This is a genomic window from Desulforegulaceae bacterium (assembly GCA_034006035.1).
Lineage (GTDB): Bacteria > Desulfobacterota > Desulfobacteria > Desulfobacterales > JACKCP01 > JACKCP01.
Genome location: JAVETN010000004.1, coordinates 56,635 through 83,403 on the forward strand (window position 1 = coordinate 56,635; position 26,769 = coordinate 83,403).

Genomic DNA, 26,769 nt, shown 5'->3' on the forward strand with positions numbered 1-26,769 from the left:
AACGATAAGTATAGAGCTGAAAGCTTTAATTGTCAAGGGTACTATCTTTTTCAGGTGAGCTTGGTGCTTTTTTCAATCGTACTTTTTTTATTTTATAAGATTATTTTTCGGCATTCCATGTAAAATCTTTTATCATCAGCTTCTCCCATGGAAAAAGTTTTTCTGGGGAAAGTTCCATCCATGATAATTGTTTTAAAAAAGTTATTTTTTTCAACAGATGGTAGAAGAAAGCCAAGGTTCTTTTTTTTGGTTGAAAGTTCTTCCAAGTGCTTTTTGCCGTGAATATAGTCTATTTTTAAAGGTAAAATTTTTTCTGAGATCTGTTTAAGTCCGTCATCTAACTCACCTGCTGCCAGATTTCTTTGGGGAGATTTGATTTTTAAAACCCCTTTTCCATTGCTGTGGCAAAAAGGAATTTCAAAGGTATTTTCCAAATTTTTTTCAGGGTTTTCAAAGTTGCTGAATTTGATAATGGAAACTTTGGATCCTCTTTGTTCATAAAAAAGCTTGAGCTCGTCTAGAATCTTTTGGGGATCAATATCGAACAAAACTCTGTGAATAGGTTCAAATTCAAGACTTTTGTCATGGATATTGACTATTTCAACTAAAGCCCACCTGGCAGGGTGGTTCATTATGTTTTCATTGTTTTTGTTTTCATTTTTTATTTGTTCCCAGAAAGTTCTTGCTGTTGCAAAGGAGTGGTTTCCGTCGCCCATTGCATAAAGAAGAGGATCTTTAGCAGAATTAAGTCCGTATTTTGAGCAATATGAGGTTTCTTCTATAAGCAGAAAAAGTTTTTCCATCATTTTATCAATAACTTCTTCATTGTCATTGATAAAACCGGTGAGCTTTCCTGAGTTATTCATAAGTTCAAAGTCATAGAGCTTTTTATTGTCTTTAAGCTCAAATAAAGGCTCAATAATTTTTTTTTCCGGGTCATCAATTAAAACCATTATGTGAGGTGTTTCAAGGGAAGCTTTTTGTCTTACTTTGATCCTTGGCGGTATTCTTTCAAGTATTGTGCTTTCTGTGGGTCTGATAAGTGATTTTGAGTCTTTTGAATAGTCATAATGTTCAAGATCAAGGCAGCAGATAATTCCTTTTCTTTTATTGCCTGTGGTCAAAGTTCTTTCACAGATGAAAATTCCTGGGCCGTGCTTTTCAAGAACATTGTTTTCCAGGTAGATATCCATTGATGAATGGATGTTTTCAATAAGAATTTCCTCTTTTTCAGAATCAAGAAAAACTTCAGGAAAAATTATATTAAGAGTTGAAGGTAAATCTCCAACATATTTTGCTATTTTTTCCCAGTATTCGGGATGGGAAGTATATTGATCGCAGGCTATTACCGACCATTTTTCAGGGTCAGTATTTTTTGAGGGTAGATATACCTCGGGCAATTTAAGGGCAACTTTATTAAAAACTGTTTTCATTTGTCCACCAAAATTAAATTTAAATAAGAAAATTTTATAAAGGAACTCTGGAAGAGAACTTAAAGACCGGTAATACCGGTCTTTAGGTTGTTTAAATATCCTGATAAATAAGGTGTTGGAAAAGATCTGGAGAATTCAGTCTCTTTTCAATATCAACATCAAAAAAATCTGAAATGGGGTTGAAAATATGAGGTGATTTTTTGAATGTTCCTTTTGCAATTTCAAGAACTTTTTCAGCCCCTTTGGGAGACATTTTGCCAAGAGGCCTTCTGCATTGACCACCGGGCATACCTAAAATTCCCATAAGTGTTTTAATTGGAAGAGGGTTTTTTTGCTTAAATTCAACTTCACCATAGGGGGTATTTTCATAAGTTATTACAGCAACCAGCTGAAAAAGAGGTTCAATCTCTTTTAGAATTTTTAATGCATTATTATTGTTTCCCTTAGATAATTCCATTGTTAACTCTGTTAGAAAATAAGGGATTATATTTGATGCCACAGAAATGATTCCTGAACCTTTAATCTGTGGGTTTGACATGAGCTCAAATCCAAGGGAGTCATCTCCTGAATAAATTTTGAATTCATCTCCACAGACTTTTCTTGTTCTTTTCATATTTTCAATGTCGCCGGTAGCTTCTTTGACACATGAAATGTTTGGGCAGTTTTTATTTGCAATGGCAATATCTTCGGGGAGGAGCTTGCTGCCAGTTCTTCCTGGAATAACATATGGAATTATTGTTGTATCCGGACATTGTTTTGCAATAGGTTCTAGATATTCTTTTCTTATACTCATTGAGCCTGGGTTGTTGTAGTAAGGATCTACAAGGAGAAGAGCCTGAGCCCCGGATTTAACAGCACGTTGGGATGCGTTTAGAGCTTCGTCAGTGTTGTTACTCCCTGTTCCTGCTATGCATATACATTTTCCTTTTGTTTTCTGTGCTGTAATTTCAATTACCTTGTTGTGTTCTTCCCATTTAAGAGTCGGGCTTTCGCCTGTTGTTCCAACAGCAAGAATTCCAGTTATATTGTTTTTAAGCTGAAAGTCTATAAGTTTGTCTAAACCTTTTAAATCAAGGGATCCGTCTTGTGCAAAAGGAGTTGCTAATGCCGTATAGCAGCCTGGTATCATAATATCTCCATATAATAATTTGATATAGTTACAATTTTTATTGGCTTTAACATAAGTTTTCCAGATTTACAACTCTAACCAAATAAAAAAAATATAATAAAGATTTATACTTGAAATTATCTGAATAATTGCAATATTTAAAATCCGTATTTGAATAAAACACTTTAATTCAAGTTGAATCAAAAAACAAGAAAAGGACAGTGAAGATAAATTTGTCCTAAAACAAATAATTTTTATGACGGAGGAAAGATGGCACCAATCGCAAGAGATGTTGATGAATATATAGCAATTCAAAGGGGAGCGATTGCTCAAAATCCCGACTGCGGAAACTCTCATTATAATCTTGCTGTAGCTTTGATGGGACTTAAAAAATTGGATGAAGCTGAGGCTGAACTTCATACCGCACTAGATTGTTCTCCTTCACTGGCTGAAGCTTATGTTCAGCTTGGTGCTATATGTATGCAAAGAGGGGATCTTGAAGGAGCGATTTATTACAATAAATCCTCGATAAAGGTAAGGGCTGGGTTTGCTCCTGGATATGCTAATCTAGGTTTTTTTCATCTTCAGCAGGGGGAGGTTGAAGAGGCAATAAAAAACCTTCAAAAAGCAATTGTATATAACTCCAAGTTTGTGCAGGCATATACAACTCTTGGAAACGCCTATCTCATGAAAGGCCTTGTTGATGAGAGTATAGAGGCAAATAAGAAAGCCATAGAAATTCAGCCTGAATTTCCGGTTTCTTATTATAATTTAGGATTAGGTTACCTTGAAAAGGGTGAAGTCGGTCTTGCCTCTGAAAATATCGAAAAGGCAGCTTCAATGGGATATGAGGTTCCTGAAAAAATTTTAGAGGAACTAAAAGAACTGAAATCTAAATAAAGATTTGGTCACTTAATTAGGCACTGAACAAAATTTAATTTTTTGTTCAGTACCTTAAAACGAACTTAATATCGTCTGTAGCATAGTTTTTTTAAGGTTGCTTTTTTTAAATTAAGAATCTCATCGTGAACTAGTAAATAAAATTTAAGCTTAAAAATATTTTAGTTTTTTGAAGATTAATATTTAATCAGGATAATAGACTTTTTGCTTTTGTATTGACAAGAAAACTCATTCGTCCTATATCTTTAAACTGACAGTATTTAATTGACGCTCTTTAAGGTCTGATGTTTAAGTTAAGCTTTTAGTCCAGGCTCTGTGGTTTAGTTTTGTTTTAACCATAATTTCAGGGGTTTAAGTTTGAGAACGCAAGTTCAGGTTTTTTTAGTAATAGAAAAACTTCTTATTTGTTTATTTTAGAAGCATGTACTTTATATTTAAGTACTTGAAAAGTGAATTAAGTATATAATTAATCAATCTTTATCTTTATGGAGGTAAGGCGATGGCAAAACACGAAACTCCCATGCTGGATCAACTAGAATCCGGTCCATGGCCAAGTTTTGTTTCTGACATGAAGCAAGAAGCGGAAGCAAGAGCTAAAAATGTGAATAATGTTGAATATCAGGTTCCCGTAGATGTTGTGGATGATTTACTTGGTGTTCTTGAGCTTTCCTACAAGCATGGAAGAACTCATTGGAAGCACGGCGGTATTGTTGGTGTTTTTGGTTATGGCGGCGGGGTTATAGGCCGTTATTGCGACCAGCCAGAAGTGTTTCCTGGTGTAGCACACTTTCATACAGTACGTGTTAATCAGCCTGCAGGCAAGTACTACACAACCGAATATCTTAATCAGCTTATGGGTGTGTGGGAGATGCGTGGTTCAGGACTTACAAACATGCATGGTGCAACAGGCGATATTGTTTTTCTTGGTACAAGAACTGAGCAGCTCGAAGAAATTTTCTTTGAACTTACTCATAAATATGACACAGACCTTGGCGGTTCAGGCTCAAACCTTAGAACACCAGCGGATTGTATAGGTTCTTCAAGATGTGAATATTCATGTTATGACACAAACTCACTATGTCATTTCTTGACAATGGAATTCCAGGATGAGCTTCATCGTCCTGCTTTCCCTTATAAGTTTAAATTTAAGTTTGACGGATGCCCAAATGGTTGTGTTGCTGCAATGGCACGCTCTGACATGGCTTTTGTTGGAACTTGGAAAGACGATATAAGAATTGATCAGGAAGCAGTGCAGGCTTATATCGGTGGCGAACTCGTTGCTGATGGTGGTGCACATTCAGGCCGTGATTGGGGTAAGTTTGATATCGAGAAAGATGTTATTGGTCTTTGTCCTACCGAGTGTATGTGGATGGACGGGAAAGAGCTTAAAATCAATAATAAAGAATGTAATCGTTGTATGCATTGTATCAACGTAATGCCTCGTGCCTTGAGAATCGGCGAAGATACAGGAGCCTCAGTTCTTGTTGGTGCAAAAGCTCCTATTCTTGATGGTCAGCAGATGGGTTCACTTCTTGTTCCTTTTATTGAGGTCAATCCTGACAATGATTATGAAGCAATCATTGACCTAATTGATAAGATTTGGGACTGGTGGATGGTAGAAGGTAGAAACCGTGAGCGTCTTGGTGAAACTATCCGTCGCTTAAGCTTCCAGGGACTTCTTGAAGCTTGTGATATGGAAGCTGATTCACGTCATGTGTTACATCCCCGTGAAAACCCATACATCTTTTGGAAAGAAGAAGAAGTACCTGGCGGATGGGAAAGAGATATCAACGAATTTAGAAAATATCATCAGAGATAAGATAGGGAGGAAATATAAATGGCATTTGTATCTTCAGGTTACAATCCCGATAAGCCAATGGAAAACCGTATCACAGATATCGGTCCAAGGCATTTTGAAGAGTTTTATCCTCCGGTCATTAAAGCCAACAAAGGTAAGTGGCTATACCATGAAATACTTGAGCCGGGTGTACTGGTTCATGTTTCAGAAACCGGAGACGAAGTTTATACAGTACGTGTAGGTGGTGCTCGTCTTATGAGTGTTACCCATATTCGTGAAATATGTGAAATTGCTGACAAGCATTGTGATGGACATCTTCGTTTCACCACACGTAACAACATCGAATTTATGGTTGATTCAAAGGATAAAGTTGAAGGGTTAAAAAAGGATCTTGCTTCAAGAAAATTTCCTGGTGGCTCCTTCAAGTTTCCAATCGGCGGTACTGGTGCAGGTGTAACCAACATCGTTCATACACAGGGATGGATTCATTGTCATACCCCTGCTACTGATGCATCTGGCCCTGTTAAAGCTACTATGGATGCACTGTTTAAAGATTTTCAGGACCACAGACTTCCTGCACAGCTTAGAGTTTCCCTTGCTTGCTGTCTTAATATGTGTGGTGCAGTTCATTGTTCAGACATAGCTATTCTTGGATATCACAGAAAACCTCCAATGATTGACCACGAATACGTAAGCAAAAACTGTGAAATTCCCCTTGCTGTTGCATCATGTCCTACTAATGCTATCAGACCTGCAAAGCATGTTGCTGGGGATGGAACAGAATACAAATCACTTGCAGTTAACAACGATCGTTGTATGTATTGTGGTAACTGCTATACAATGTGTCCTTCAATGCCTCTTGCTGATACAGAAGGTGACGGTATTGTTCTAATGGTAGGCGGTAAGGTTTCAAACCGTATTAGTAGACCAAAATTTTCTAAAGTTGTTGTTAGTTTTCTTCCAAACGAAGCTCCAAGATGGAAAAGCACAACTGATACAATTAGTAGAATTGTAGAAGCTTATGCTAACGACGCAAGAAAATACGAAAGAGTTGGCGACTGGGCAGAAAGAATTGGCTGGGAGCGTTTCTTTGATAAGTGTGAAATTGATTTTACCCATCACCTTATCGACGATTTCCGTGACCATGCTTACTATACATGGCGTCAGACTACTCAGTTCAAGTTCTAATCAAGTTCTGAGTTAAAGATTTTTATATCTAGCCGGAGGTTTTTTAACCTCCGGCTGAATTATTTTTCCTGATTAAGGAGGAAATTATGGCACTTCCAGATAATGCAAAAGATATTATAGTTGAAGAATTGACAAAAAAATCAAAATCCAAATCAAAATTTTACTTTAATGACCTTTCAAAAATGTTTCCTGGTGAAAGCCCGAGAACAGTTAAAAAACTTGTTAATGAAATGGTTAGCGAAGGTGTTCTTGAGTACTGGTCAAGTGGAAGTACAACTATGTACGGCCTAAAAGGAATGGGTGACCTTGGGTAGTATTCTTTCTGGAGCTTTTTAGTAATGCCTAAAAATTCAGAGTGTAGTTCTTTAGTTACAATTGCAGGTTTAAGAGGTGGTTCAGGTAAAACCTTTGTATCTCTTGGACTCGTGTCTTTACTCAGAGGCATTGGTAAAAAAGTATCTCCTTTTAAGAAGGGTCCTGATTATATTGATGCCGGCTGGTTGGCTCTTGCCTCAGGCCGGCATTGCTATAATTTGGACACGTATATGTGTACCAATGAAATTGTTAAACAATCTTTTGGTTATCATTCCCAGGGCTCTGATTTTGCACTTATTGAAGGGAACCGAGGGCTTTTTGATTCAATAGATGTTGATGGACTTACCAGTACTGCAGAAATAGCAAAGCTCCTTAATTCTCCTGTAATCGTCTGTATTGACTGCACAAAATGTACAATGACAATAGCTGCAATTGTTATGGGACTAAGAGCCTTTGATCCTGAACTTGAACTTTCAGGAGTGATTTTCAATAGAGTTGCAGGGCCAAGACATGCAGGCAAGCTTACAAAAGCTGTTGAGCATTATACTGATGTTCAAGTTATTGGTGCTCTTCCTAAAGTAAAGAAATTTGATTTTTCCGAAAGGCATATGGGACTTGTACCAACTTGTGAAAACAAGATGGCTTCTCTTATTATTGAAGATACTGGGAGGATAATCAAAGAAAATCTTGACATTGATAAAATATTATCCATTTCAAAGTCTAAAAATTCTATTTCCTTTGAAAAATCGCCTTACGAGGTCTTAATGTCTGGTAAAAGCTTTGAAGAAGTTAATATCGGCATTATCATCGATAATTCTTTCCAATTTTATTATCCTGAAAATATACTTATTCTTGAAAAGTATGGAGCAAATCTTATCAAAATCAATGCCATGGAAGATAAGTTTCTTCCTGACAACCTCCATGCATTATATATAGGGGGGGGATTTCCAGAATGTTTTGCAAAGGAACTTTCTGAAAATATAACCATGAGAAAGTCTATAAAAGAAAAAGCTGATAATGGTCTTCCTGTATATGCAGAGTGCGGGGGGTTGATGTATCTGGGAAAATCCATAATTCTTGAAGAAAACGAATACGAGATGTGTTCTTTTTTTGATATGAGTTTTACAATTTCGAAAAAACCCCAGGGTCATGGGTATGTTGATGCTGTTGTTAAACAGGAAAATCCCTTTATTGAAAAAGGTACTCATCTTAAAGGCCATGAATTTAGATATTCCAAGATTGTTAAAAATATGGAAAAGGATCCCTGCTTCTCCTATGAATTGGACAGAGGCGTAGGTATAATCGACAATATGGACGGAATAACAAAGAAGAATACTTTGGCTTCATTTATTCACCTTCATGCTTTTGGTTCCCCCTCCTGGGCAGAAGCCATGGTAACTGCTGCAGAAAAATATAAAAAAGCCTAAAACATTTAATTTGTTCCAGAATTTAACCTTTCTTTTTGCCTATTTTTTCACTAATCTAAAAAAAATGATTATCCTAAACAGTTTGATATAATTTCCTTATCTTAAAGGCTTAGTTGTTTTTTTGTTGACCTTCTTCTGGAAAGCCATTGAATCGTTTACTATTAGATCAAAGTGTTTTACTTGGCTTTAATATTCTTTTTCAAAAAACTTATTGATTAATTCAAAAACATTGATAATCTAGGTGCTAAGAAGAATCATTATTGATAACTTGTGTTAAGAAATTAATTAGAAATGACTAAATCATTTTCCAAGGAGGGATAATGGCAGAAGAAAATGTGATTGGTTGTGCAAGGCCTGTAGGAGGGGTTGAACCAGATTCTGAAGTTGAAAAAACTTTGGAAGTAAATCATCAAGAAAAAAACAATTTTAAGGAGAAAAAAATGATACAGGTTGGTAAAAAAGCTCCGGATTTTGTTTCTCCGGCATATCATAAGGGTTAGTTTACAAACGTTAAGTTGTCAGATTATCTTGGTAAATGGGTGATCCTTTGTTTTTATCCAGGTGATTTTACCTTTGTCTGAGCTACAGAAATTTCGGCGGTCGCCGATAAATACAAAGAATTTCAGGAGCTTGGAGTTGAGGTGTTTTCAATGAGCGTTGATAGTATGTTTGTTCATAAAATGTGGAACGACCATGAAATTTCAAAAATGGTTGAAGGTGGAGTTCCTTTTCCTATGCTTTCAGATGGCGGAGGAAGAGTAGGTTCTGTTTATGGTGTATATGATGAAGATGCCGGTGTTGAAAACAGAGGAAGGTTTATAATTGATCCTGATGGAATAGTTCAGGGATACGAGGTTTTAACTCCTCCTGTGGGCAGGAATGTTTCTGAAACAATTCGGCAGATAAAGGCTTTTCAACATATAAGAAAAACAAAAGGCGGCGAAGCTACTCCTTCAGGCTGGGAGCCAGGGAAAATAACTTTAAAGCCCAGCCCTGAATTGGTGGGTAAAGTATGGGAAGTCTGGAAGCCAGGTATGAAATCTGAATAAGTAAAAACTATAGTTTATTTCCTCAGGCGGTTTTATTAACCGCCTGAATTTTTTAGGGGATTTAGTCTTTTTTTTTGGCAAATACAATTGCTCCTAAAATTCCCAGTTCATAAAGTAAAATCATAGGGACTGCCATCATAATCTGGGTGACAACATCCGGGGGAGTTATAATAGCTGCAAAAACAAAAAAAATCAAAATTGCATATTTTCTTTGTTTTTTTAAAAATTTGGGTGAAACAATTCCCATTTTAGAAAGCCCGCTCAAAACAAGAGGAAGTTGAAAAGAAAGACCAAATGCAAACAAAAGTTTTGCTGCAAATGAAAAATATTCTTTCATTGAGGGAAGTGCTTTGATATTTTCATTGGCAAATCCCAAAAGAAAATTAAATCCGTAAGGGAATACAATAAAATAGGCAAATGAAGCACCTGCACTAAAAAAAACAATTGAAAGTATTGTAAGAATAATTACAGCTTTTTTTTCCTTTGAATAAAGACCCGGGGAAACAAAAAGCCAGAATTGATAGAGGACAAAAGGTAAAGAGATTATTATTCCTGAAAAAAGGGCAGTTTTAATATAAGTGAAAAAAGCTTCAGGAAGAGATGTGAATATAAGTTGCCCATTTTCTTCAAGAGCTTGCCTTAAAGGTTTGATTAAGAAAAAGAAGATCTTTTCTTTAAAAAAATATGATCCTACAAAGCCGGCACTGATTGCAAAAAAACATTTAATCAACCTTGATCTTAATTCTGTTAAATGATCTGTTAAGTTTATTTTTTCTTTATTCTGATTCATTTTTTTCTTTTGAATTTTCCTCGGACTTCAGTTTTTTCTCAAGTTCAGGTTCCACTTCAACTGTTTCCTTGATTTCGTTTATTGAACGTTTAAATTCTCCAAAGGCTTTTCCAAGGGTTTTTGCAAGATCAGGAAGTTTTTTGGGTCCGATTACAATAAGAGCCACGGCTAAAATGATTAAAATTTCTGGCATTCCTATTCCAAACATAAATTCACCTAAAAAGTTCTTTAAATTTTTAAAAAAAACTACTACTTCTTAAAACCAAGCTTGTCAATAATCCAAACAGATTAAAGGTATAAATCATAATTATGAAAAAAGATATTATAAAAAAAGTTCAGGTTAACCTTCCTCTTAGAATGATTGATGATTATTTGGAAAAATATCTTGAAATAGGACTTAATCCAGAATTTGGGATAGATTCCTTTGTTTTAGACAAAATGGATATTGAGGAAATTAAGAAAATTTCAGAAAAATTTAGAAAAAAAGGGCTTAAGGTTACAGCCCATGGTCCATTTTTTGATTTGAATCCAGTATCAACAGATGAATTAATAAGGGAAATCAGTATAAAAAGAATCTACAAGTCCCTTGATTACGCACAAATCTTAAATGCATCATCAATTGTAATTCATCCGGGTTATGATTATAAAAGACATGGCTTTTTAAAGGATGAATGGGTTAAAAGAAGTTGCGAGTTTTATTTTGAACTTTCAAAACAAACAACAGAAAAAAATATCAGCCTTTTGCTTGAAAATGTTTATGAAAGAAATCCTCAAGAAATTTTACCTTTACTTGAAGTAGTAAATGAAAATAATGGAGGATTTTGTTTTGATACAGGCCATCATTTTGCCTTTGGAACAGAATCTCTTGAAATCTGGCTTGAAAAAACCGGGGAGTTTATAAAAGAAATTCATTTGCATGATAATGATGGTAAAAATGATTTGCATCTTCCTCCGGGAAAAGGGAAAATAAATTTTGATCCGCTTAAAAAATTTTTAAATCATAATTTAGACAGGTTGAGGATAACCTTGGAACCTCATAGAGAAGAAGATCTTTTCCCATGCTTTGACTGGTTGGAGAAAAACAATGTTTTCTGAGATGTTTTTAATTGCTTTTGGTTTTTTTCTTATTATTTATGCTTTTATTTTTGTGTTTTGCAGAATGAATAAAGCTTCTTTGGATCTAAAGCGTTATAGGGATATCCTTGATGAGGTTGAGGATGGATATTATGAAGTAGATCTGGAAGGTAAAGGAACTTTAATTACCAAACCCATTGAAAAAATCTTTGGATATTCTGCTGATGAGGTGATTGGGACAAATTACAGTTTCACAATGACCCCTGAGGGAGCCAAACATCTTTTTGATAAGTATAATGAAGTGTTTCTTACAGGAGTCCCTCAAAAAGGAGTTTCCTATGAGGCTTTTAATAAAAATGGAGATTTGATTTATCTGGAAACCTCTGTTTCTTTAATAAAAGATAACAAAGGCAAAATCACAGGTTTCAGGGGGATTACCAGAGATATTTCATCAAGAAAAAAAACGGAAAAAGCCCTTAAATACGCCAAAGACCAGGCAGAGGCCGCAAGTGAGTCAAAAAGTAGGTTTTTAGCCAATATGAGTCATGAAATCAGAACTCCTATGGGCGGGATTGTTGGGATGGCAAATCTTTTAAAAGAAACAGAGCTCAATGATGAGCAAAAAAAACAAGTTGAAGTTATATTAAAATCTTCAAATACTTTGGTTGGAATTATAAATGATATTTTGGATTTTTCTAAGATTGAATCAGGGCAGCTTATTTTAAGAACAGAACCAGTTGATTTAAGGAGCCTAATTGAAAATATCAAAGAAACTCTAATGGCTTCTATAAAAGAGAAAAGTCTTTATTTTGAAATAGATATAGACACTGCAATTCCTGAAATAATCATCTCAGATGAACTCAGGCTTCAGCAAATACTTTTTAACATAATCGGCAATGCGGTCAAGTTTACCCAAAAAGGAGGGATAGTTGTTTTGGTAAGGCTTTCTGCCAAGGGGAAAAACAAAAATATCAATTTTAAAATCAGCGATACAGGTATTGGGATTTCAGAAGAAAATATTGAAAAAATATTTGAAAGTTTTTCACAGGCTGATAATTCAATATCAAGAAAATTTGGGGGAACCGGTCTTGGCCTTACTATTACAAGGGAACTGATAAATTTAAGCGGAGGTTTCTTAAAAGTTGAAAGCCTTGAGGGCAAGGGTTCGGAATTTAGTTTTCAACTTCCTTTTATTGAGTTTAACAAAAACTATTCAAGGCAGATGAATACTAAAATAAATACCAAGGTCTTAAAAAAAGACGGCCTTTCTTTTATCAGGCATTGGAAAAAACAAAACAACAATAAAATCAGGGTTTTGATTGCAGAAGATAATGAGGTCAATTTGGAGCTGGCAATAAGGTTTCTTGAAAAAATTGATCCTGAAATTAAGGTTGCTCAAAACGGGGCAGAAGCTTTTGAGCTGGTTCAAAAAAACCAGTTTGATATTATTTTGATGGATGTTCAAATGCCTGTTATCAATGGAGTTGAAGCAACAAGGTTGATCAGGGACTTTGAAAGGGAAAATTCTATAAGGGCTGTTCCTATAATAGCAATTACAGCCCATGGAATGGCAGAAGATAAAAGTAGATGCCTTGAAGCAGGAATGAGTGACTATATCTCAAAGCCTTTTAATGCAAAGGATTTGATAGATTCTATTGCTGGATGCCTTGAACAATCAAATCTAGACTAAGACTTATGTTTTTTATTTTATTTTAAAAATTTTTTTAAATTTATTAAATTGTCTTTTGCTTACCCTGTGATAATTATCAAAGTCTCCATTAAGTTCAAAACCTGGAATAATTGTTTTAAACACAGGGATTTCAAGGGATGCCTGGGTAAGTTCTGAATAAATTATTTTAATTTTGTTCATATAAAAATAATTTTCAAGCATTTCAAGGTCTGTTTTTATTTCACCTGTTGAATAATCTGGAAGATCTTCAAAAAACACTTCTTTTAGAGGATAAGTGATTTTTTTTGAAGGAGGATTGTTTGAAATAGGGTAAGGGACTTCAAACAAGGCATCAAGCAAGGCTTTTTTTGAATTTAGATCTGCACTGCAGCCTTTGTGAATTGCACCGTCATTTCCGTAAACAAAAGCTCTAAAGCAGGGTATTCCGGTTTCACTTTCAATGGATTGAAAAAAGAAGTCAATTCCTCTGGATTTATAAAAGTTCAACAAATTATTTATTTCACTTGTTCTTGATTTAAGTTTAAAGCAAAAATCAGGGTCAAATGGAGAAATAAACTCACTGTCTCTTTCAACTGCTTCAAGTATTCCAGCCAGTTTTGCCCTTTCCTCACTGTCCCCTGAAGCAAGTCCGGTTGAATCCAGGGATGAAAAAAGGTCTGGTTCATCAAGATTTAAAAATAAGAATGAAATTTGGGCCGGGATGTAAATTTCTTCTTCATTGCCAGGACTTGTCAATTCTTTTGCTTTTATCCAATAAAGAGGATCATCCATGTATGGAGCCTCAAGTCTCAAAGAGTTTGGGTCAAGAATATTTAATCCTTTTGAAAGGCCCTGGGATAAGCTCATTTTGACAAGGTCTGAATGATTCTTTTTGTCCTTTATTTTCATGTTTTCAACTGAAACAAAAGATGCCTTTCTTTCACTCATTTCCATCAGGCATGAGATTCTTGCGTTCTCAAGCTCTAAGCCTTTCCCATAGCTGGTTTGAATTCCTTGGAAAGTAAAATCTGCTTTTTTGGTTTTTACCTTAGTTTTCATATACCATTTTCTAAGTATTCCATGGGGAGAAAGGCAATTGAAATGTCGCATTTCATTGCCACTGGAAATTCCAAGAGAATTGAATTTTGAAAGAACATTTTCAAAAAAATCAAAGTTTTTATTTTTTGTTGAGTTTTCTTTTTTGTCAAAGTTGTTTTTTATTTCATCAATTGAAAAATTAAAGAAAATTTTATCTTCATCAGGAATAAAATCAGGGCAAATTTCATTAACAAAAAGATGTTCCTCGGTATTTTTCCTCATCCAAAATGAAAAAAAATTATGTTCTTTTAGATTCTCATTATTAAGAGTTTTAAGGTAAATAAGAGGGGAGTGGGATGAAAACTTGTTTTCTTCCGAAGTTAATTTATTTTGAAGGAACAAAATTTCTGATTCAAAAGATTTTATTTCCGGTTTTGTGGATAGAGAAATTGTTTTAAGGAAGTTTTTTTGACTTTCTTTATCAAGCTTTAAAAAAAGAGAAATAAGGTAGTTTCTCATAAAAGAATCAAATTTGTTTTCAATAATATATGAAAGGCCTTGGTCAAGATTAGTTATCTCATCAGGGATAGGAGCAAAATAACCTATTGATAAAGAAGTGTTTTCTAGTTTTATTTTGTAATTAATCATTTTAAACGATCCATCTTACAATAAGAGAAATAATTGTGAGGGGAATAAATCCCAAGGCCAAAATTACTGTAAGTATGGGCTTACCAGCCAACTCTTTTTTTATCATTGACTTAACCACACTTAGGTTTAAAAAAACATGTAAGCATATTAAAAGTAAAGAAGCTGCACCAAAAAAGGAATGAATATTCTTCCATTCATATCTTGCTAATCCAAGGAAAAAAGTGTGGTAACAGTTTCCTGACGGAATAACGGCATAAAGAAAAAAACCTGTAAAAAAAAGGGTTGAAAAAGTAAGATACAAAGCTGAGCTTGTAAAAAATTTAATTCGGGATAGTTTCATTTAATTCTCCTCATTTTTGATTGCATAAACTATATTTTTCAGGGCTACTTAAAAAGCTAGGAATCTTATTTTCATAAGATTTATGTTGTTTCTTTTTGTTAAATTTTATATGTTTCCTTGACAGAAAATACCATCTTTCCTATAAATCGCAAGTTTAGAGGGTAAATTTAAATAATTATTTGGGGGTAACTGCAAAATAATGACCAATTTAGAAAAACATATGGAATCAATCCATTCAAAAATTGCATTAAAGTGGTTTGATGCAGTGTTAGCTTCATATCCAAACGACAAAAACAAATTTCTTGCTAGGAAGAACGATCTTTTTATGAACCCTGTTGGAGTTAATATAAGGGAGTCAATAAAACTTCTTCTTAAAGAAATTTTAAAAACATCCCCGGATTATGACAAGGTTCAGGAGTTGATCGACCCTATAATGAGAATAGGTGCAGTTCAGGAATTTGGTCCAGGGAAAGCAGTTGCCTTTTTATTTTCCTTAAAAGAGATTTTAAGGCAGGAATTTAAAGATGATTTAAGTAATTTTTATTCTGAACTTGACGAGTTTTCCAAAAAAATAGATATGACTGCCTTAATCGGGTTTCAAGTTTATATGAAATCCAGGGAAAAAATATTTGAGCTGAAAGCAAGGCATGTTAAAGAAAGAACATTAAATATATTAAAAGCAAAAAACATTTTGGCTGAAGTTGAAGAAGTAGGCACAGAAATAATCCCCCATGAGGTGTTTAAAAAAGGTGGTTTTGAACAGCAGTAGAGCTGTTTTTTTATAAATTAGGTTAGGGTTTGGTGTCTGAAAAATTAAAACTTAAAGGGAAAAAAATAATTTTCAGGTACCGAGGAGTTAAGTTTAATTTTGCTGCCAAAAAGAGAGGTGTAAAGGCAATGTGGAAACAACATCTGGGCTTCTCAACGGCGGTGGTGGCTGTTCTTGCGCTACTTGCATATACTGCAGGACCAGGAATGACCTTGTTTTTTGGGGTATTAATACCCTACGCCGCACTATTGGTTTTTTTGATTGGGGTCGCATTCAAGTTATTTGGCTGGGTTAAGTCTCCGGTTCCGTTTCGTATTCCTACAACATGCGGACAGGGAAAGTCTTTACCTTGGATTAAGCATTCAAAAATTGATAACCCTTCAGATACAAAAGGGGTTATCGCAAGAATGATGCTTGAAATCCTGCTTTTCAGATCTTTGTTTAGAAACACAAAGAATGAAGTAAGGGAAGGGAGACTGGTATTTAATCTTGAAATCTGGCTTTGGCTGTTTGCTTTAATTTTTCATTATTCATTTTTAGCTGTGCTTGTAAGACATTTGAGGTTTTTTCTCGAACCTGTACCTGCTGCAATTAAATTCCTTGAAACAATAGACGGGCTCCTTCAAATAGGACTTCCTGTTGTACTGCTTTCAGGTTTTATGCTTTTAGTAGGTGTTTTTTTTCTTTTTATAAGAAGACTGGTAATCCCACAGGTAAGGTATGTGTCTCTAGCAGCTGATTATTTCCCACTTCTTGTGATTGGAGTTATAGCTTTCACAGGAATATGGATGAGATATTTCGGCAAAATGGATATCACTGCAGTAAAAGAATTTACCATGGGACTTGCAACATTTCATCCTGCATCTCTACCAGAGACTGTAGGCGGTGTTTTTTATGTCCATATTTTCTTTGTAAGTGTTCTTTTCATGTATTTTCCGTTTAGTAAGCTTATGCACTCAGGCGGAATATTTTTGAGCCCAACAAGGAATCTTGCTAATAACAACCGTGCAAAAAGACATGTCAACCCGTGGAATCCTGCTTTGGAATTTGTAACTTATGAGGACTACGAAAATGAGTTCCGGGATAAAATGATTGAAGCCGGACTTCCTGTAGAGAAGAAGGAGTAGGAAATGGTAGATATTCCAAAACCTGAAGAGCTAATTCAAATTGACAGGACTATTCCAGAGAAATCATGGATGGATGTACCTGTTGATTTTGAGGACGGCAGTTTTTGCTATCCGGCGAAACCTAGAAATCTTGAATATTTAGGTATTCCCCATGCAAGGGAGTGGTCTCCTGCCGATGATGACTGGACGCTTCCTTCAAATTGGAAAGAGATAATTCATGAAGGATTCAGGGAGAGACTTGATAAGTATCGTACCCTGAAGATTATGATGGATGTTTGTGTTAGATGCGGAGCTTGTGCTGATAAATGTCATTTTTATATAGGTTCCGGCGATCCTAAAAATATGCCTGTTTTAAGGGCAGAACTTTTAAGATCAGTTTATAGAAAAGATTTTACAACAGCCGGTAAAATTCTTGGCAAATTTTCCGGTGCAAGGGAGCTTACTCCAGAAGTGATTAAAGAGTGGTTTTCTTATTTTTATCAGTGCACAGAATGTCGCCGCTGTTCTGTATATTGTCCTTATGGAATTGACACTGCTGAAATAACAATGATGGGAAGGGAGCTTTTAAACCTTCTTGGTCTTAGCATTAACTGGATCAAAGAGCCTGTAGCAAATTGTTCAAAAACTGGGAACCATCTTGGTATTCAGCCCCAGAACTTTAAAGAGATAGTGGAGTTTTTCAGTGATGATATAGAAGAAATCACAGGGAGAGCAATTACACCTAGCTTTAACCGCAAAGGTGCAGAAATTTTGTTTGTAGCTCCTTCAGGAGATGCTTTTGCTGATCCTGGAACATACACATTTATGGGTTACCTCATGCTTTTCGAGGCAATCGGCCTTGATTACACTTTGAGTACCTATGCGTCAGAAGGCGGTAACTTCGGTCTTTTCACATCTTCTGATATGATGAAGAAACTTAATGCAAAAATGTATCATGAAGCTGAAAGACTTGGAGTAAAATATATTTTAGGCGGTGAGTGCGGTCATATGTGGAGGGTTATAAATCAGTATATGGATACAATGAACGGGCCTGCTGATTTTCTGGAAGTCCCAAAAAGTCCAATCACTGGTACTGTGTTTGAAAATGCACGCTCAACTAAAATGGTTCATATTGCTGAGTTTACAGCTGACCTTATTAAGCACAATAAATTAAAGCTTGATCCTTCAAGAAATGATCATTTAAAAGTTACTTACCATGATTCATGTAACCCGGCCAGAGCCATGGGTCTTCTTGATGAGCCAAGATATGTTCTTAAGAATGTATGTAATAACTTTTATGAAATGCCTGAAAAGACAATTCGCGAAGAGACTTTCTGCTGCGGTAGCGGGTCTGGATTAAATACTGAAGAAATTATGGAGCTCCGTATGAGAGGAGGTTTCCCAAGAGCCAATGCTGTTAAATATGTTCATGATAAATACGGGGTGAATATGTTATCATGTGTTTGTGCCATTGACAGAGCAGCTCTTCCTCCACTGATGGATTATTGGGTTCCAGGAGTTGATGTTACAGGTCTTCATGAACTTGTGGGAAATGCTCTCGTTTTTGACGGCGAAATCCCAAGGGAAACCAACCTGCGTTTTGAACCTTTAGGAAATGGAAATGCGGAGGGTGATGATGAGTGATAAAGTCAAAGTCCTAGCGGGATTTATAATATTTGTTGGAATTATAAGCATTCCGTTCTTTATTAATGCCGGTAATATGAAACCTGCTCCTGAGCCTATTCTTTCTGAAAAAGCACTGAAGGCTGGTTATTGTATTGAGGATAATATGGCTGCAAACCATATGCAGATTCTTGATATATTCAGAGATACTGTAGTTAGAGACGGTGAAAGAATTTATATAAACAGCAAAGGTGAAAAGTTTAACATGAGCCTTTCAACAGGAATAGACTCCTGTCTTGGCTGTCATGAATCAAAAGCTGATTTTTGTGATAAATGCCATGATTATGTTGCTATTGATCCTTATTGCTGGGAATGTCATATTGATCCAAAGGAGAATAAGTGATGAAGAAAAGCAGAAGACGCTTTTTGAAAATTGCCGGTGTTTCTGCTCTGGGTCTTGGAGCAGGATCAGCAGTCAATGTTTTTGCTTCGGCAGTTGTTAAAAGCGATAAAAATGTTTCAGGAAATACACAGTTTGAGCATTTGCCCAAAGCTTTGTCAGCTAAAAGATGGGCCATTGTAATAGATACAAGAAAACTTAACGACAAAAGAGTGGAAAAAATTCAGAAGGCATGCCATCTGAACCACAATGTCCCTGAAATTCCTGATAAAAACAAAGAAATAAAATGGATTTGGTCAGAAAAGTTCCACAATGTTTTTCCTGAAAAGGAAAATAAGTATCTGGCCGATAAACTAAGCGATCTCAACATCTTGACTCTTTGCAATCATTGTGAGAATCCTCCTTGTGTACGCGTTTGCCCTACAAAAGCAACATTTAAGCGTGATGATGGGATAGTGATGATGGATTTTCATCGTTGCATAGGTTGCCGCTTTTGTATGGCAGCCTGTCCTTATGGCTCAAGGAGTTTTAACTTTTTTAACCCAAGGCTTCATATAGAAAATATGAATCCTGATTATCCAACAAGACAGGTTGGAGTGGTTGAAAAGTGCAATCTTTGTGATGAAAGGCTTGCAGAAGGAAAGGCACCGTATTGTGTTGAAGCTTCTGATGGTGCAATTGCTTTTGGTGATCTTGAAGACCCGAAATCAGATGTTCGCAGGCTATTGAAATCCAATTTTACAATCAGACGCAGGACAAGTCTTGGTACAGGTCCATGCGTCTACTACATAGTGTGAGGTGGTTAACATGCTGGAAAAAGCACTTAGTGGAAGTAAAAAATACGGAATCTGGATAGGGTTCCTCCTGCTTCTTATAGGAGGGGCGTTCATAGCTTATCTGCAGCAGCTTAATATTGGTCTTGGCGTCACAGGCTTAAGTCGTGACGTATCCTGGGGCTTTTATATTGCCCAGTTTACTTTTCTTGTTGGAGTGGCGGCAGGTGGTGTAATGGTGGTTCTTCCTTTTTATATCCACAATTACAAAGATTTCGGAAGAATTACAGTTCTTGGGGAGTTTTTGGCAATAGGTACTATTGTTATGTGCCTTTTGTTTATTATTGTTGACCTTGGATACCCTTCAAGACTTTTTAATGTTATTATTCATTATAGCCCAAGATCAATGCTGTTTTGGGATATGGTAGTATTAAACGGCTACCTTTTAATTAATATAGTTGTTGGATGGAATGTTCTTCAGGCTGAAAGAAACGGTGTATCCTACAAAAAGTGGGTTAAGTTTTTAGCTTATGTTTCAATTCCAATGGCAGTGGGAATCCATACAGTAACAGCTTATCTTTATTGTGGTCTTCCCGGAAGAGGTTATTGGCTTACAGCAATACTTGCACCTAGATTTCTTGCATCGGCTTTTGCTGCAGGACCAGCTCTTCTTATAATTCTTGCTCTTATAGTACAGAAGACAACAAAGTTTGATCCGGGCGACAAGGCCATAGATACACTTTCTAAAATTGTATGCTATGCGCTTATTGCCAATGTGTTCTTTTTCCTTTGTGAAGTTTTTGTAACATTTTACAGCCAAAACCCTCACCATATGGAAACATTTCAGTTCTTTTTTCAGGGAATTGACGGAAAAAATGCTATAGTTCCATGGATGTGGGCCTCAATGTTTTTAATGGGGTTTGGAATTTTATTTCTTGTTATTCCAAGGCTGAGAACAAACAGATTTCTTCTTCCAATCACATGCTCAATGGTTTTTATCGGTGCATGGATTGACAAGGGAATGGGGCTTATCACAGGTGGTTTTAACCCCACACCTTTAAATCATATTACAGAGTACTCACCAACAGGGCTTGAAATTATGATCTCCATAGGCATATATGCCATTGGTCTTTTAATAATTACAGTCCTTTTCAAAATTGCAACTGCAGTTAAGGAAGAAGTTGGGGCATAGTTAGTTTAGATAATTTAAACGTTTAAAAATCAAGGCGTCTGAGTTTTCGGGCGCCTTTTTTTTTATGATTTTTATGGATGGATGGATGAATTAATAAAATCAGGTTGGTTTTATACAGGTTGTAAACTACACAAATGTTTTTGTTTCCCAGCAGTCTTTTTTTGAGAAAAGAAGATCAAGAAATCTCCTATGAAACTCGTGGCCTGACTTAAATGTTTTAATATGGCCAAGCAAAGGCATCCCTATAAGAGAAAAATCACCTACGCAGTCAAGCATTTTATGTCTTACAAATTCATCTGGATATCTCAGCCCTTCAGGATTTAAAATTTTATTTCCGTCAACAACAACAGCAGTGTCAAGGGAACCGCCCCTTCCCAGTCCAAGCATATTCATGGTCTGAACATCAGACATAAATCCAAAGGTTCTGGCTTTGCTTATTTTTTTAAGAAAATTTTCTGGTGTTATTTCCGCTGTGAATTCCTGAACTCCGACCACAGGGTTTGTAAAATCAATTTTGCAGGTAATTTTGTAAGAATTATCAGGATAGGCTCCAACAAATTTACCTTCTTCTTTAAGTTCAACTGTGTTTTTAATTACAAGATAATGTCTTGGAAAAGGCTGTTGCTCAAGGCCCGAGTTTAAAATTTTATTGGCAAAAACATAGGAGCTTCCGTCCATTATGGGAAGTTCGTAATTATCAATTAAAACCTTGGCGTTATCAACACCAATGGCAGAAAAAGCAGCCATGAGATGTTCTATGGTGGAAATTATAATTTCTCCGTTTCCAATCACAGTGGCAAGACTTGTATCAGTAACATTTTTGAAGATTGCCTTTATTCCGGTGTGACCGGGCAGATCTGTTCTGAAAAACTGGATGCCTGAATTTGGTTCCCCCGGTTGAATAAAAAGGGTTACATCTTTTCCAGAGTGCACTCCTTTACCATAAAATTTGATTTCTTTGTTTACAGTATGCTGGTAAATTTTTATATTTTTATTTTGAGGCATCTTTGCTCCGGACAATTATTTGGTGTAGAATCGGGCTTAATTAAGAATTAAGCTTATTTGTTCATTGAGTAGAAAGATTTATAACTTAATAAATGAGTGTAAGTCAAAAGGATTAATGATAAATATCACAAACTAAAAATAGAATTTTTACATTTACAGGAGTATTTCTTGATTTCAAAAATTAATGCCTGGACTTTATTCGGGGTCAAGGCAATTCATGTAGATACTGAAGTTGATGTTTCAAAAGGACTTTCCAGCTTTCAGATTGTAGGACTTCCTGAAGCTGCAGTAAGGGAAAGTAAGGACAGGGTAAGAGCTGCAATCAAAAACTCTGGATTCAGGTTTCCTCTTGGCAGAATAACAGTTAATCTTTCTCCTGCTGATATAAAAAAAGAAGGTGCTGGATTTGATCTTCCCATAGCATTGGGGATTCTTTGTAGTTCAGGAGTTATTGAAAATCAAAAAATAAATAAGTTTTTGATTCGTGGCGAGCTTTCCCTTGACGGAAGAGTAAAAGCCCAGCCCGGGATACTTGCCGGAGCAGTTTTATCCAGGGAAGAGAAGTTTAAAGGAATTATTGTTCCCAGGGAAAACGGAGCAGAAGCAAAAATAATAGGCAGTGTTGAAGTAATTCCTGTTTCCTCTTTATCTGAAGCTGTTGCCATAATAAGGGGTGAAAAAAAACCGGAAGAAGTAATTTTGGAGGTAGCAAAGGAAACTTTTGAGGAAAAAATTGATTTTAGCGAAGTCAAAGGTCAGGAATATGCAAAAAGGGCTTTTGAAATAGCAGCTGGAGGAGGTCATAATATTCTTTTATCTGGGCCTCCTGGAGCCGGGAAGACAATGCTCTCAAAAAGAGTTCCCACAATAATGCCTGAAATGGAGGAAGATGAAATTTTAGAAGTGAGTCTGGTTTATTCTGCTGCCGGGTTTATGAGTCAAACAAATGAAATTATAACTAAGCGTCCTTTCAGAGCTCCCCACCACACCATTTCATATGCAGGTCTTGTAGGCGGGGGAAGGATTCCCAAGCCGGGTGAAATTTCCCTTTCCCATAAGGGGATTTTATTTTTAGATGAATTTAGTGAGTTCAGGCGAGACAACCTTGAAATGCTTAGACAGCCACTTGAAGGAAAGAAAATTATAATCTCAAGAGCTGAGGGCTCTTTGGAGTTTCCGGCTGACTTCATGCTTATAGCAGCCATGAATCCATGTCCTTGCGGTTATTATACTAGCAGGTTTCATCAGTGCAGGTGTACTGGATCCCAAATAGAAAAATATAGAAATAAACTTTCAGGCCCTGTAATTGACAGAATAGATATTCAAGTGGAAGTAAGCGATATTTCCTATGAAAAATTTTCTGATGATTCCAGGTCAAGAAGCTCAGATGAAATGAAGCAAAATGTTTTAAAGGCAAGGAAGATACAAAGGCAAAGATTTGATTCCAGTTTGAGGTTAAATTCAGGAATGGAAAAAAGAGAGGTAAAAAAGTTTTGTACCCTGGACTCAGAAGGAGATGAAATTTTAAAAAAGGCATTTGAAAAGTTAAGATTTTCTGCCAGGGCAATGGACAGGATTCTTAAAACAGCAAGAACCATAGCTGATATGGAAGAAAGTGAGTTTATAAAAAAGGAGCATCTTGCTGAGTCTCTTCAGTTCAGGGTGAACTTGGCGTCTTGTGCAGTGCGTCAAGGGGATTAAAGGTGCTTATGGGAAAAAATCCCAGATATTTGAACCTCTATCCCTATAGACTATTGCTTTGGAAAGTGGGATAAAGTTTGAAAAAGATTTAAAGTTCTGGATTTAAAAATATCCCCCCGTATTCTTTAAAGTCCAATAAGGATAATTCTTTCGTCTTTCCATCTCTTCCCGCCTGACGAAAGAATTATCCGAAAGTCCCCTCCAATTCCCCAATAATTATCCTGTGCTAGCAAAAAAAGATCTGTATTTTATTTTAAAAGCCTCCTTTACTTATCAATAATTAAATGCTAACAAATTTGAAGATTTCGGGGGATTTCTAAACTTTATCTTTTTCAAGGAGGGGGTATGCTTTTTTCAAGAACCGCAGTTGAGGCTGGTAAAGACGCTCGGAAAAAAAAAAGTGGGAAAAAGGAAGTGTGTTATTTCGAGTGGTATGAAAAAGCAGAGAAAGAAACTTGCACTGCGGCAAAGAAAGCAGCAGGGCTTTGTTAGCTATTTAATTTATTATTTTTTGATTCACGCTTTTTCATATTTGGTTTGGATATTTACAATGCTGTTTTATAATTATTCTACTATCCAGCAAACAGATAATGGTGTTTTTCTTTTTATGGATAATAATACTGAAGTTCCGCTGATGACCAGGTGTTCATGGATGAAGCAGTATGGAATTTATGAAAGAGAAGAGGCCATAAATTTTGCAATCAAATGGACTCTTGTCAAGGTAAGTGAACTTTTTGTATCGAAAAAGACCGGGGAAAAGCGTGTTTCAATAATATTTATAAAAGACCCAAACGATAAGCTCAGACCATATAAGGGTTTTGCCTGATATTTTTTCTAGTCCTTCTTAAATAAAATTAATTTTATTTATTGCTTTGAATTGAGCAAGTTTGAAGCCTGCCTAAACTAACCATAACTTTCCAATTTCTAAATTCAAATACAAAAGTGTTGGATTAAATAAGTTTGTCGTCAATAAGCCCAAAAAAAGATGAACTTGAATTTGAAAACTCCCAGCCAAAATGGGTCATACACCTGATGCAGGCACAAATTCTCCATGAATAATCTTTAAACCAGGAAAATTCCGGGGAATAATCTCCTGTAGAAATTAGTCCGGGTGCAAGTGAAAAACATCGTATGGTGAAAATATATCCATAGGGATTTGCAAAGGAATGTGTGTGGGAATTGTTTTTTTCTATGGCAAAGTTTTCACTTGTAATTTCATTTAAACAATTTTTGCAGAGCAAAGCCCTGGAATAAAAGCTTGATTTTTTTGTTTTGGTCCTGGTTATGGTTTTGTCTTCTGGTTCTTTAAATAATGTTATCATTAAGATCTCTTGCTATTTTGAAAAAATATTTAAGTTGGGTTTTTCACTTATTTCCGGATGCTTTTTAAAAAGCATTGTAATCTCATTTTTCATTTCTTCAATTGTTTTATCTTTTTTTTCAAAGATTCCTGAAAATTCATTGCCGAATTTAAAATTAGCACAAAAATAACTGTAAAACTTAATAAAAAGTTTTTTTCCGTATTTATCTCCAAAATAAAAGCTGTATTCATCTAAAACTTTTCTAAGAGTTTTTTCATAAATATCATAATCAAATTTTTTATTCTGAGTCCATGAAGCAAATATCCAGGGTTTTGCAATGGCAATTCTTCCTAAAGATACACCGTCGCAATGGGTAAGTGATAAAACTTCTGAAGCATCATCAAGGGAGAATATATTTCCGTTTGCAAATACAGGTATTTTTACATTTTCTTTGATAATTTTTGTATATTTATGTTTTGGGGGCCTGGATCTTTTATCAGGTGCAGTTCTTGGATGAAAAGTTATTGCATCAGCTCCTGAATTTTCAAATCTTTTGGCAAGGTTGACGGCATTTTCAATATCATCTGTCCATCCTGTTCTCATTTTTACAAAAACAGGAAAGGAAACAGCTTTTTTTACATTTTCAATTATTTTTTCTGCAAGTTCAGGCTTTTTCAGGAGAGCTGCTCCGTACTCCTTATTGCAGATTGCGCTTACACAGCATCCAAAATTTAAATCAATACAAAAAAAGCCTTCTGATTCCAACCTTTTTGAGGCTTTTGCCATAAATTCAGGGTCATTGCCAAATATTTGGGCACCCAGTGAGCTAAGCTCGTCTTTGTGAAACTTAAGAACCTTAGAATTTTCCATTTTTTCAGTAGGAACTGCCTTTGAGTTGAGCATTCCTGTAAAAAGAAGGCCATATCCTCCAAAAGAACTTATTATTTTCCTGAATCCAAGATGGTTTATTCCTGCCATTGGAGCAAGAATCATTCTGTTTTTTAAGATTTTATTTCCAATATTAATTGGAGAATTTAAAAGTTTTCTAGTATCTTCGTTGTTGTTCATTTTATTAGTCTTTATTAAGGAGTGTTTTAATGAAAAAAAAATCTCTATTGGTTCTTCTTGTTTTTATTTTCTTTGGGTGTTCTGATAAAAGACTGATTGAAATTTCAGGTAAAACAATGGGAACAACCTATAATATCAAAATTGTTGGAACAAAAAAATACCCTGAAGGACAAGTCTTGAAAAGTGAAATAGACAAAATTTTAAGAAAAATCAATTCATCAATGTCAATTTATGACAGCTCAAGTACAATTTCTGTTTTTAACAGATTGGAAAAAAACGTTGAACTGACAATTGAGAATGAGTTTTTAGATGTTTTAAAAGTGGGCCAACAAATTTATGATTCCACTGAAGGGTATTGGGATGCAACCATAGGCTCTCTTGTTGACTTATGGGGTTTTGGTACCGGAAAAAAAGAATTTGAATTTCCTGATAAAAAAGAGCTGGAAAAAAAACTTTCAACCACAGGCTTTGATAAAATAAAAATTATGCCTGATAAAAATAAAATAAGCAAAACCAAAAACAATGTGTCTTTGAATCTTGGCTCCATAGCAAAAGGTTATGGGGTTGATCTTGTTTCAGATTATTTGAAAGGTTTGGGATTTGAAGATTTTATGGTTGAAATAGGTGGAGAAATTTATGCATCAGGAAAAAATATAAACAAAGAAAAATGGAAGATCGGTATAAATCTTCCTGATTCAGGTGCTTTGCTTGATGAATTGATAAATATAATTGAAATTTCTGATTTAGGGGTTGCCACCAGTGGAACTTACAGGCAGTTTGTAAAATCGGGAAAACAAAAGTACTCACATATAATCAACCCTAAAACAGGATATCCTGCTGACACCTGTCTTGTAAGTGTTACTGTTATATCTAAAACATGTGCTTATTCAGATGGCCTTGCAACTGGAATGCTTGCCATGGGAGCGAACAAAGCAATTAAGCTTTGCAATCTTCTTGAAAACACAGAGTGTATGACAATAGAAAGCAAAAATGGTTTCAAAGTTAGCTATTCAAAGGGTTTTAAAGAATTTTTGAAAACGAAATAACTTGACTG

26 protein-coding genes and 1 pseudogene are annotated in these 26,769 nt (G+C 35.5%); 18 read left to right on the forward strand and 9 right to left on the reverse strand.

What is annotated here, in order from left to right; genetic code table 11:
- Positions 1-92: 92 nt before the first annotated feature.
- A complete protein-coding gene (locus RBR53_04615) occupies positions 93-1,433 on the reverse strand; it encodes a DUF1015 domain-containing protein (GenBank protein MDY0131933.1) in 1,341 nt (446 codons plus the stop codon).
- 91 nt (positions 1,434-1,524) lie between these two features.
- On the reverse strand, positions 1,525-2,562 hold the full coding sequence (gene dapA / locus RBR53_04620) for a 4-hydroxy-tetrahydrodipicolinate synthase (protein ID MDY0131934.1): 1,038 nt from the start codon (positions 2,560-2,562) through the stop codon (positions 1,525-1,527).
- Positions 2,563-2,811: 249 nt separating this feature from the next.
- On the opposite strand from dapA, the gene RBR53_04625 reads away from it, so the two are divergent.
- The 6 genes and pseudogenes from RBR53_04625 to prxU all read left to right on the forward strand — a co-directional run bounded on the left by RBR53_04625 (position 2,812) and on the right by prxU (position 9,218).
- Positions 2,812-3,441 carry a tetratricopeptide repeat protein gene (locus tag RBR53_04625; protein MDY0131935.1) on the forward strand — a complete coding sequence of 210 codons (630 nt, stop codon included), beginning with the start codon at positions 2,812-2,814 and terminating at the stop codon, positions 3,439-3,441.
- Between the two features lie 499 nt (positions 3,442-3,940).
- Positions 3,941-5,260 carry a dissimilatory-type sulfite reductase subunit alpha gene (gene dsrA / locus RBR53_04630; GenBank protein ID MDY0131936.1) on the forward strand — a complete coding sequence of 440 codons (1,320 nt, stop codon included), beginning with the start codon at positions 3,941-3,943 and terminating at the stop codon, positions 5,258-5,260.
- A gap of 18 nt (positions 5,261-5,278) precedes the next feature.
- Complete coding sequence (gene dsrB / locus RBR53_04635) at positions 5,279-6,427, forward strand: dissimilatory-type sulfite reductase subunit beta (GenBank protein MDY0131937.1); 1,149 nt, start codon at positions 5,279-5,281, stop codon at positions 6,425-6,427.
- Positions 6,428-6,513: 86 nt separating this feature from the next.
- Positions 6,514-6,741, forward strand: coding sequence for a dissimilatory sulfite reductase D family protein (locus RBR53_04640; protein MDY0131938.1), 228 nt, complete (start codon positions 6,514-6,516; stop codon positions 6,739-6,741).
- Positions 6,742-6,765: 24 nt separating this feature from the next.
- Complete coding sequence (locus RBR53_04645) at positions 6,766-8,169, forward strand: cobyrinate a,c-diamide synthase (protein MDY0131939.1); 1,404 nt, start codon at positions 6,766-6,768, stop codon at positions 8,167-8,169.
- Between the two features lie 320 nt (positions 8,170-8,489).
- Positions 8,490-9,218, forward strand: a pseudogene (gene prxU / locus RBR53_04650) (thioredoxin-dependent peroxiredoxin).
- Positions 9,219-9,279: 61 nt separating this feature from the next.
- Here the strand turns inward: prxU and tatC are convergent.
- Positions 9,280-10,008, reverse strand: a complete 729-nt coding sequence (gene tatC, locus RBR53_04655) for a twin-arginine translocase subunit TatC (GenBank protein ID MDY0131940.1) — start codon at positions 10,006-10,008, stop codon at positions 9,280-9,282.
- The gene (tatB, locus tag RBR53_04660) at positions 9,995-10,216 is read right to left on the reverse strand and encodes a Sec-independent protein translocase protein TatB (protein MDY0131941.1); all 222 of its coding nucleotides are present in this window, start codon (positions 10,214-10,216) and stop codon (positions 9,995-9,997) included. The genes tatC and tatB overlap by 14 nt, the downstream gene beginning before the upstream one ends.
- Before the next feature lie 101 nt (positions 10,217-10,317).
- On the opposite strand from tatB, the gene RBR53_04665 reads away from it, so the two are divergent.
- Together RBR53_04665 and RBR53_04670 are read left to right on the forward strand one after the other, a co-directional pair.
- Positions 10,318-11,103: a sugar phosphate isomerase/epimerase family protein gene (locus tag RBR53_04665; GenBank protein MDY0131942.1), complete on the forward strand. Its 786-nt coding sequence runs from the start codon at positions 10,318-10,320 to the stop codon at positions 11,101-11,103.
- The gene (locus RBR53_04670; GenBank protein ID MDY0131943.1) at positions 11,093-12,772 is read left to right on the forward strand and encodes a response regulator; all 1,680 of its coding nucleotides are present in this window, start codon (positions 11,093-11,095) and stop codon (positions 12,770-12,772) included. The genes RBR53_04665 and RBR53_04670 overlap by 11 nt, the downstream gene beginning before the upstream one ends.
- Before the next feature lie 12 nt (positions 12,773-12,784).
- Here the strand turns inward: RBR53_04670 and RBR53_04675 are convergent, their stop codons facing one another.
- Both RBR53_04675 and RBR53_04680 read right to left on the reverse strand, forming a co-directional pair.
- Positions 12,785-14,437, reverse strand: coding sequence for a YcaO-like family protein (locus RBR53_04675; protein ID MDY0131944.1), 1,653 nt, complete (start codon positions 14,435-14,437; stop codon positions 12,785-12,787).
- Position 14,438: 1 nt separating this feature from the next.
- Positions 14,439-14,777 carry a DUF4405 domain-containing protein gene (locus tag RBR53_04680; protein ID MDY0131945.1) on the reverse strand — a complete coding sequence of 113 codons (339 nt, stop codon included), beginning with the start codon at positions 14,775-14,777 and terminating at the stop codon, positions 14,439-14,441.
- A gap of 199 nt (positions 14,778-14,976) precedes the next feature.
- Here RBR53_04680 and RBR53_04685 point away from each other — a divergent pair, with 199 nt between their 5' ends.
- Genes RBR53_04685 through nrfD form a run of 6 tightly spaced genes read left to right on the forward strand, consistent with a single transcriptional unit; the run spans position 14,977 to position 20,640 of the window.
- Entirely contained in the window at positions 14,977-15,546 is a 570-nt protein-coding gene (locus tag RBR53_04685; protein MDY0131946.1) for an RsbRD N-terminal domain-containing protein, read from the forward strand.
- A 32-nt stretch (positions 15,547-15,578) separates the two neighbouring features.
- A complete protein-coding gene (dsrM, locus tag RBR53_04690) occupies positions 15,579-16,673 on the forward strand; it encodes a sulfate reduction electron transfer complex DsrMKJOP subunit DsrM (GenBank protein ID MDY0131947.1) in 1,095 nt (364 codons plus the stop codon).
- Positions 16,674-16,676: 3 nt separating this feature from the next.
- On the forward strand, positions 16,677-18,296 hold the full coding sequence (locus RBR53_04695; GenBank protein ID MDY0131948.1) for a (Fe-S)-binding protein: 1,620 nt from the start codon (positions 16,677-16,679) through the stop codon (positions 18,294-18,296).
- The gene (dsrJ, locus tag RBR53_04700) at positions 18,289-18,678 is read left to right on the forward strand and encodes a sulfate reduction electron transfer complex DsrMKJOP subunit DsrJ (protein ID MDY0131949.1); all 390 of its coding nucleotides are present in this window, start codon (positions 18,289-18,291) and stop codon (positions 18,676-18,678) included. The genes RBR53_04695 and dsrJ overlap by 8 nt, the downstream gene beginning before the upstream one ends.
- Entirely contained in the window at positions 18,678-19,472 is a 795-nt protein-coding gene (locus RBR53_04705; GenBank protein ID MDY0131950.1) for a 4Fe-4S dicluster domain-containing protein, read from the forward strand. Before dsrJ ends, RBR53_04705 begins: the two co-directional genes overlap by 1 nt.
- A 10-nt stretch (positions 19,473-19,482) precedes the next feature.
- Positions 19,483-20,640 (forward strand): NrfD/PsrC family molybdoenzyme membrane anchor subunit, encoded by a 1,158-nt coding sequence (nrfD, locus tag RBR53_04710; GenBank protein MDY0131951.1) that lies wholly within the window; start codon positions 19,483-19,485, stop codon positions 20,638-20,640.
- A 126-nt stretch (positions 20,641-20,766) separates the two neighbouring features.
- Here nrfD and lpxC read toward each other — a convergent pair whose 3' ends face one another.
- Positions 20,767-21,645 (reverse strand): UDP-3-O-acyl-N-acetylglucosamine deacetylase, encoded by an 879-nt coding sequence (gene lpxC, locus RBR53_04715; GenBank protein ID MDY0131952.1) that lies wholly within the window; start codon positions 21,643-21,645, stop codon positions 20,767-20,769.
- A 168-nt stretch (positions 21,646-21,813) separates the two neighbouring features.
- Between lpxC and RBR53_04720 the strand changes: the two genes are divergently transcribed.
- The 3 genes from RBR53_04720 to RBR53_04730 all read left to right on the forward strand — a co-directional run bounded on the left by RBR53_04720 (position 21,814) and on the right by RBR53_04730 (position 24,172).
- On the forward strand, positions 21,814-23,346 hold the full coding sequence (locus tag RBR53_04720; protein ID MDY0131953.1) for a YifB family Mg chelatase-like AAA ATPase: 1,533 nt from the start codon (positions 21,814-21,816) through the stop codon (positions 23,344-23,346).
- A gap of 345 nt (positions 23,347-23,691) precedes the next feature.
- Positions 23,692-23,838, forward strand: coding sequence for a hypothetical protein (locus RBR53_04725; protein ID MDY0131954.1), 147 nt, complete (start codon positions 23,692-23,694; stop codon positions 23,836-23,838).
- Between the two features lie 58 nt (positions 23,839-23,896).
- Positions 23,897-24,172: a hypothetical protein gene (locus RBR53_04730; GenBank protein ID MDY0131955.1), complete on the forward strand. Its 276-nt coding sequence runs from the start codon at positions 23,897-23,899 to the stop codon at positions 24,170-24,172.
- A 124-nt stretch (positions 24,173-24,296) separates the two neighbouring features.
- On the opposite strand, the gene RBR53_04735 is transcribed toward RBR53_04730, so the two are convergent.
- Positions 24,297-24,668 (reverse strand): cereblon family protein, encoded by a 372-nt coding sequence (locus RBR53_04735; protein ID MDY0131956.1) that lies wholly within the window; start codon positions 24,666-24,668, stop codon positions 24,297-24,299.
- Between the two features lie 12 nt (positions 24,669-24,680).
- Positions 24,681-25,715, reverse strand: a complete 1,035-nt coding sequence (locus tag RBR53_04740) for a tRNA-dihydrouridine synthase family protein (GenBank protein MDY0131957.1) — start codon at positions 25,713-25,715, stop codon at positions 24,681-24,683.
- 29 nt (positions 25,716-25,744) lie between these two features.
- On the opposite strand from RBR53_04740, the gene RBR53_04745 reads away from it, so the two are divergent.
- Positions 25,745-26,761, forward strand: a complete 1,017-nt coding sequence (locus RBR53_04745; GenBank protein ID MDY0131958.1) for an FAD:protein FMN transferase — start codon at positions 25,745-25,747, stop codon at positions 26,759-26,761.
- Positions 26,762-26,769: the final 8 nt, after the last annotated feature.

Bases quoted from the DNA above. Each gene is read 5' to 3' on its own strand.
- RBR53_04615 (MDY0131933.1), bottom strand. From the start codon at position 1,433: ATGAAAACAGTTTTTAATAAAGTTGCCCTTAAATTGCCCGAGGTATAT.
- dapA (MDY0131934.1), bottom strand. From the start codon at position 2,562: ATGATACCAGGCTGCTATACGGCATTAGCAACTCCTTTTGCACAAGAC.
- RBR53_04625 (MDY0131935.1), top strand. From the start codon at position 2,812: ATGGCACCAATCGCAAGAGATGTTGATGAATATATAGCAATTCAAAGG.
- dsrA (MDY0131936.1), top strand. From the start codon at position 3,941: ATGGCAAAACACGAAACTCCCATGCTGGATCAACTAGAATCCGGTCCA.
- dsrB (MDY0131937.1), top strand. From the start codon at position 5,279: ATGGCATTTGTATCTTCAGGTTACAATCCCGATAAGCCAATGGAAAAC.
- RBR53_04640 (MDY0131938.1), top strand. From the start codon at position 6,514: ATGGCACTTCCAGATAATGCAAAAGATATTATAGTTGAAGAATTGACA.
- RBR53_04645 (MDY0131939.1), top strand. From the start codon at position 6,766: ATGCCTAAAAATTCAGAGTGTAGTTCTTTAGTTACAATTGCAGGTTTA.
- tatC (MDY0131940.1), bottom strand. From the start codon at position 10,008: ATGAATCAGAATAAAGAAAAAATAAACTTAACAGATCATTTAACAGAA.
- tatB (MDY0131941.1), bottom strand. From the start codon at position 10,216: ATGTTTGGAATAGGAATGCCAGAAATTTTAATCATTTTAGCCGTGGCT.
- RBR53_04665 (MDY0131942.1), top strand. From the start codon at position 10,318: ATGAAAAAAGATATTATAAAAAAAGTTCAGGTTAACCTTCCTCTTAGA.
- RBR53_04670 (MDY0131943.1), top strand. From the start codon at position 11,093: ATGTTTTCTGAGATGTTTTTAATTGCTTTTGGTTTTTTTCTTATTATT.
- RBR53_04675 (MDY0131944.1), bottom strand. From the start codon at position 14,437: ATGATTAATTACAAAATAAAACTAGAAAACACTTCTTTATCAATAGGT.
- RBR53_04680 (MDY0131945.1), bottom strand. From the start codon at position 14,777: ATGAAACTATCCCGAATTAAATTTTTTACAAGCTCAGCTTTGTATCTT.
- RBR53_04685 (MDY0131946.1), top strand. From the start codon at position 14,977: ATGACCAATTTAGAAAAACATATGGAATCAATCCATTCAAAAATTGCA.
- RBR53_04695 (MDY0131948.1), top strand. From the start codon at position 16,677: ATGGTAGATATTCCAAAACCTGAAGAGCTAATTCAAATTGACAGGACT.
- dsrJ (MDY0131949.1), top strand. From the start codon at position 18,289: ATGAGTGATAAAGTCAAAGTCCTAGCGGGATTTATAATATTTGTTGGA.
- RBR53_04705 (MDY0131950.1), top strand. From the start codon at position 18,678: ATGAAGAAAAGCAGAAGACGCTTTTTGAAAATTGCCGGTGTTTCTGCT.
- nrfD (MDY0131951.1), top strand. From the start codon at position 19,483: ATGCTGGAAAAAGCACTTAGTGGAAGTAAAAAATACGGAATCTGGATA.
- lpxC (MDY0131952.1), bottom strand. From the start codon at position 21,645: ATGCCTCAAAATAAAAATATAAAAATTTACCAGCATACTGTAAACAAA.
- RBR53_04725 (MDY0131954.1), top strand. From the start codon at position 23,692: ATGCTTTTTTCAAGAACCGCAGTTGAGGCTGGTAAAGACGCTCGGAAA.
- RBR53_04730 (MDY0131955.1), top strand. From the start codon at position 23,897: ATGCTGTTTTATAATTATTCTACTATCCAGCAAACAGATAATGGTGTT.
- RBR53_04735 (MDY0131956.1), bottom strand. From the start codon at position 24,668: ATGATAACATTATTTAAAGAACCAGAAGACAAAACCATAACCAGGACC.
- RBR53_04740 (MDY0131957.1), bottom strand. From the start codon at position 25,715: ATGAACAACAACGAAGATACTAGAAAACTTTTAAATTCTCCAATTAAT.
- RBR53_04745 (MDY0131958.1), top strand. From the start codon at position 25,745: ATGAAAAAAAAATCTCTATTGGTTCTTCTTGTTTTTATTTTCTTTGGG.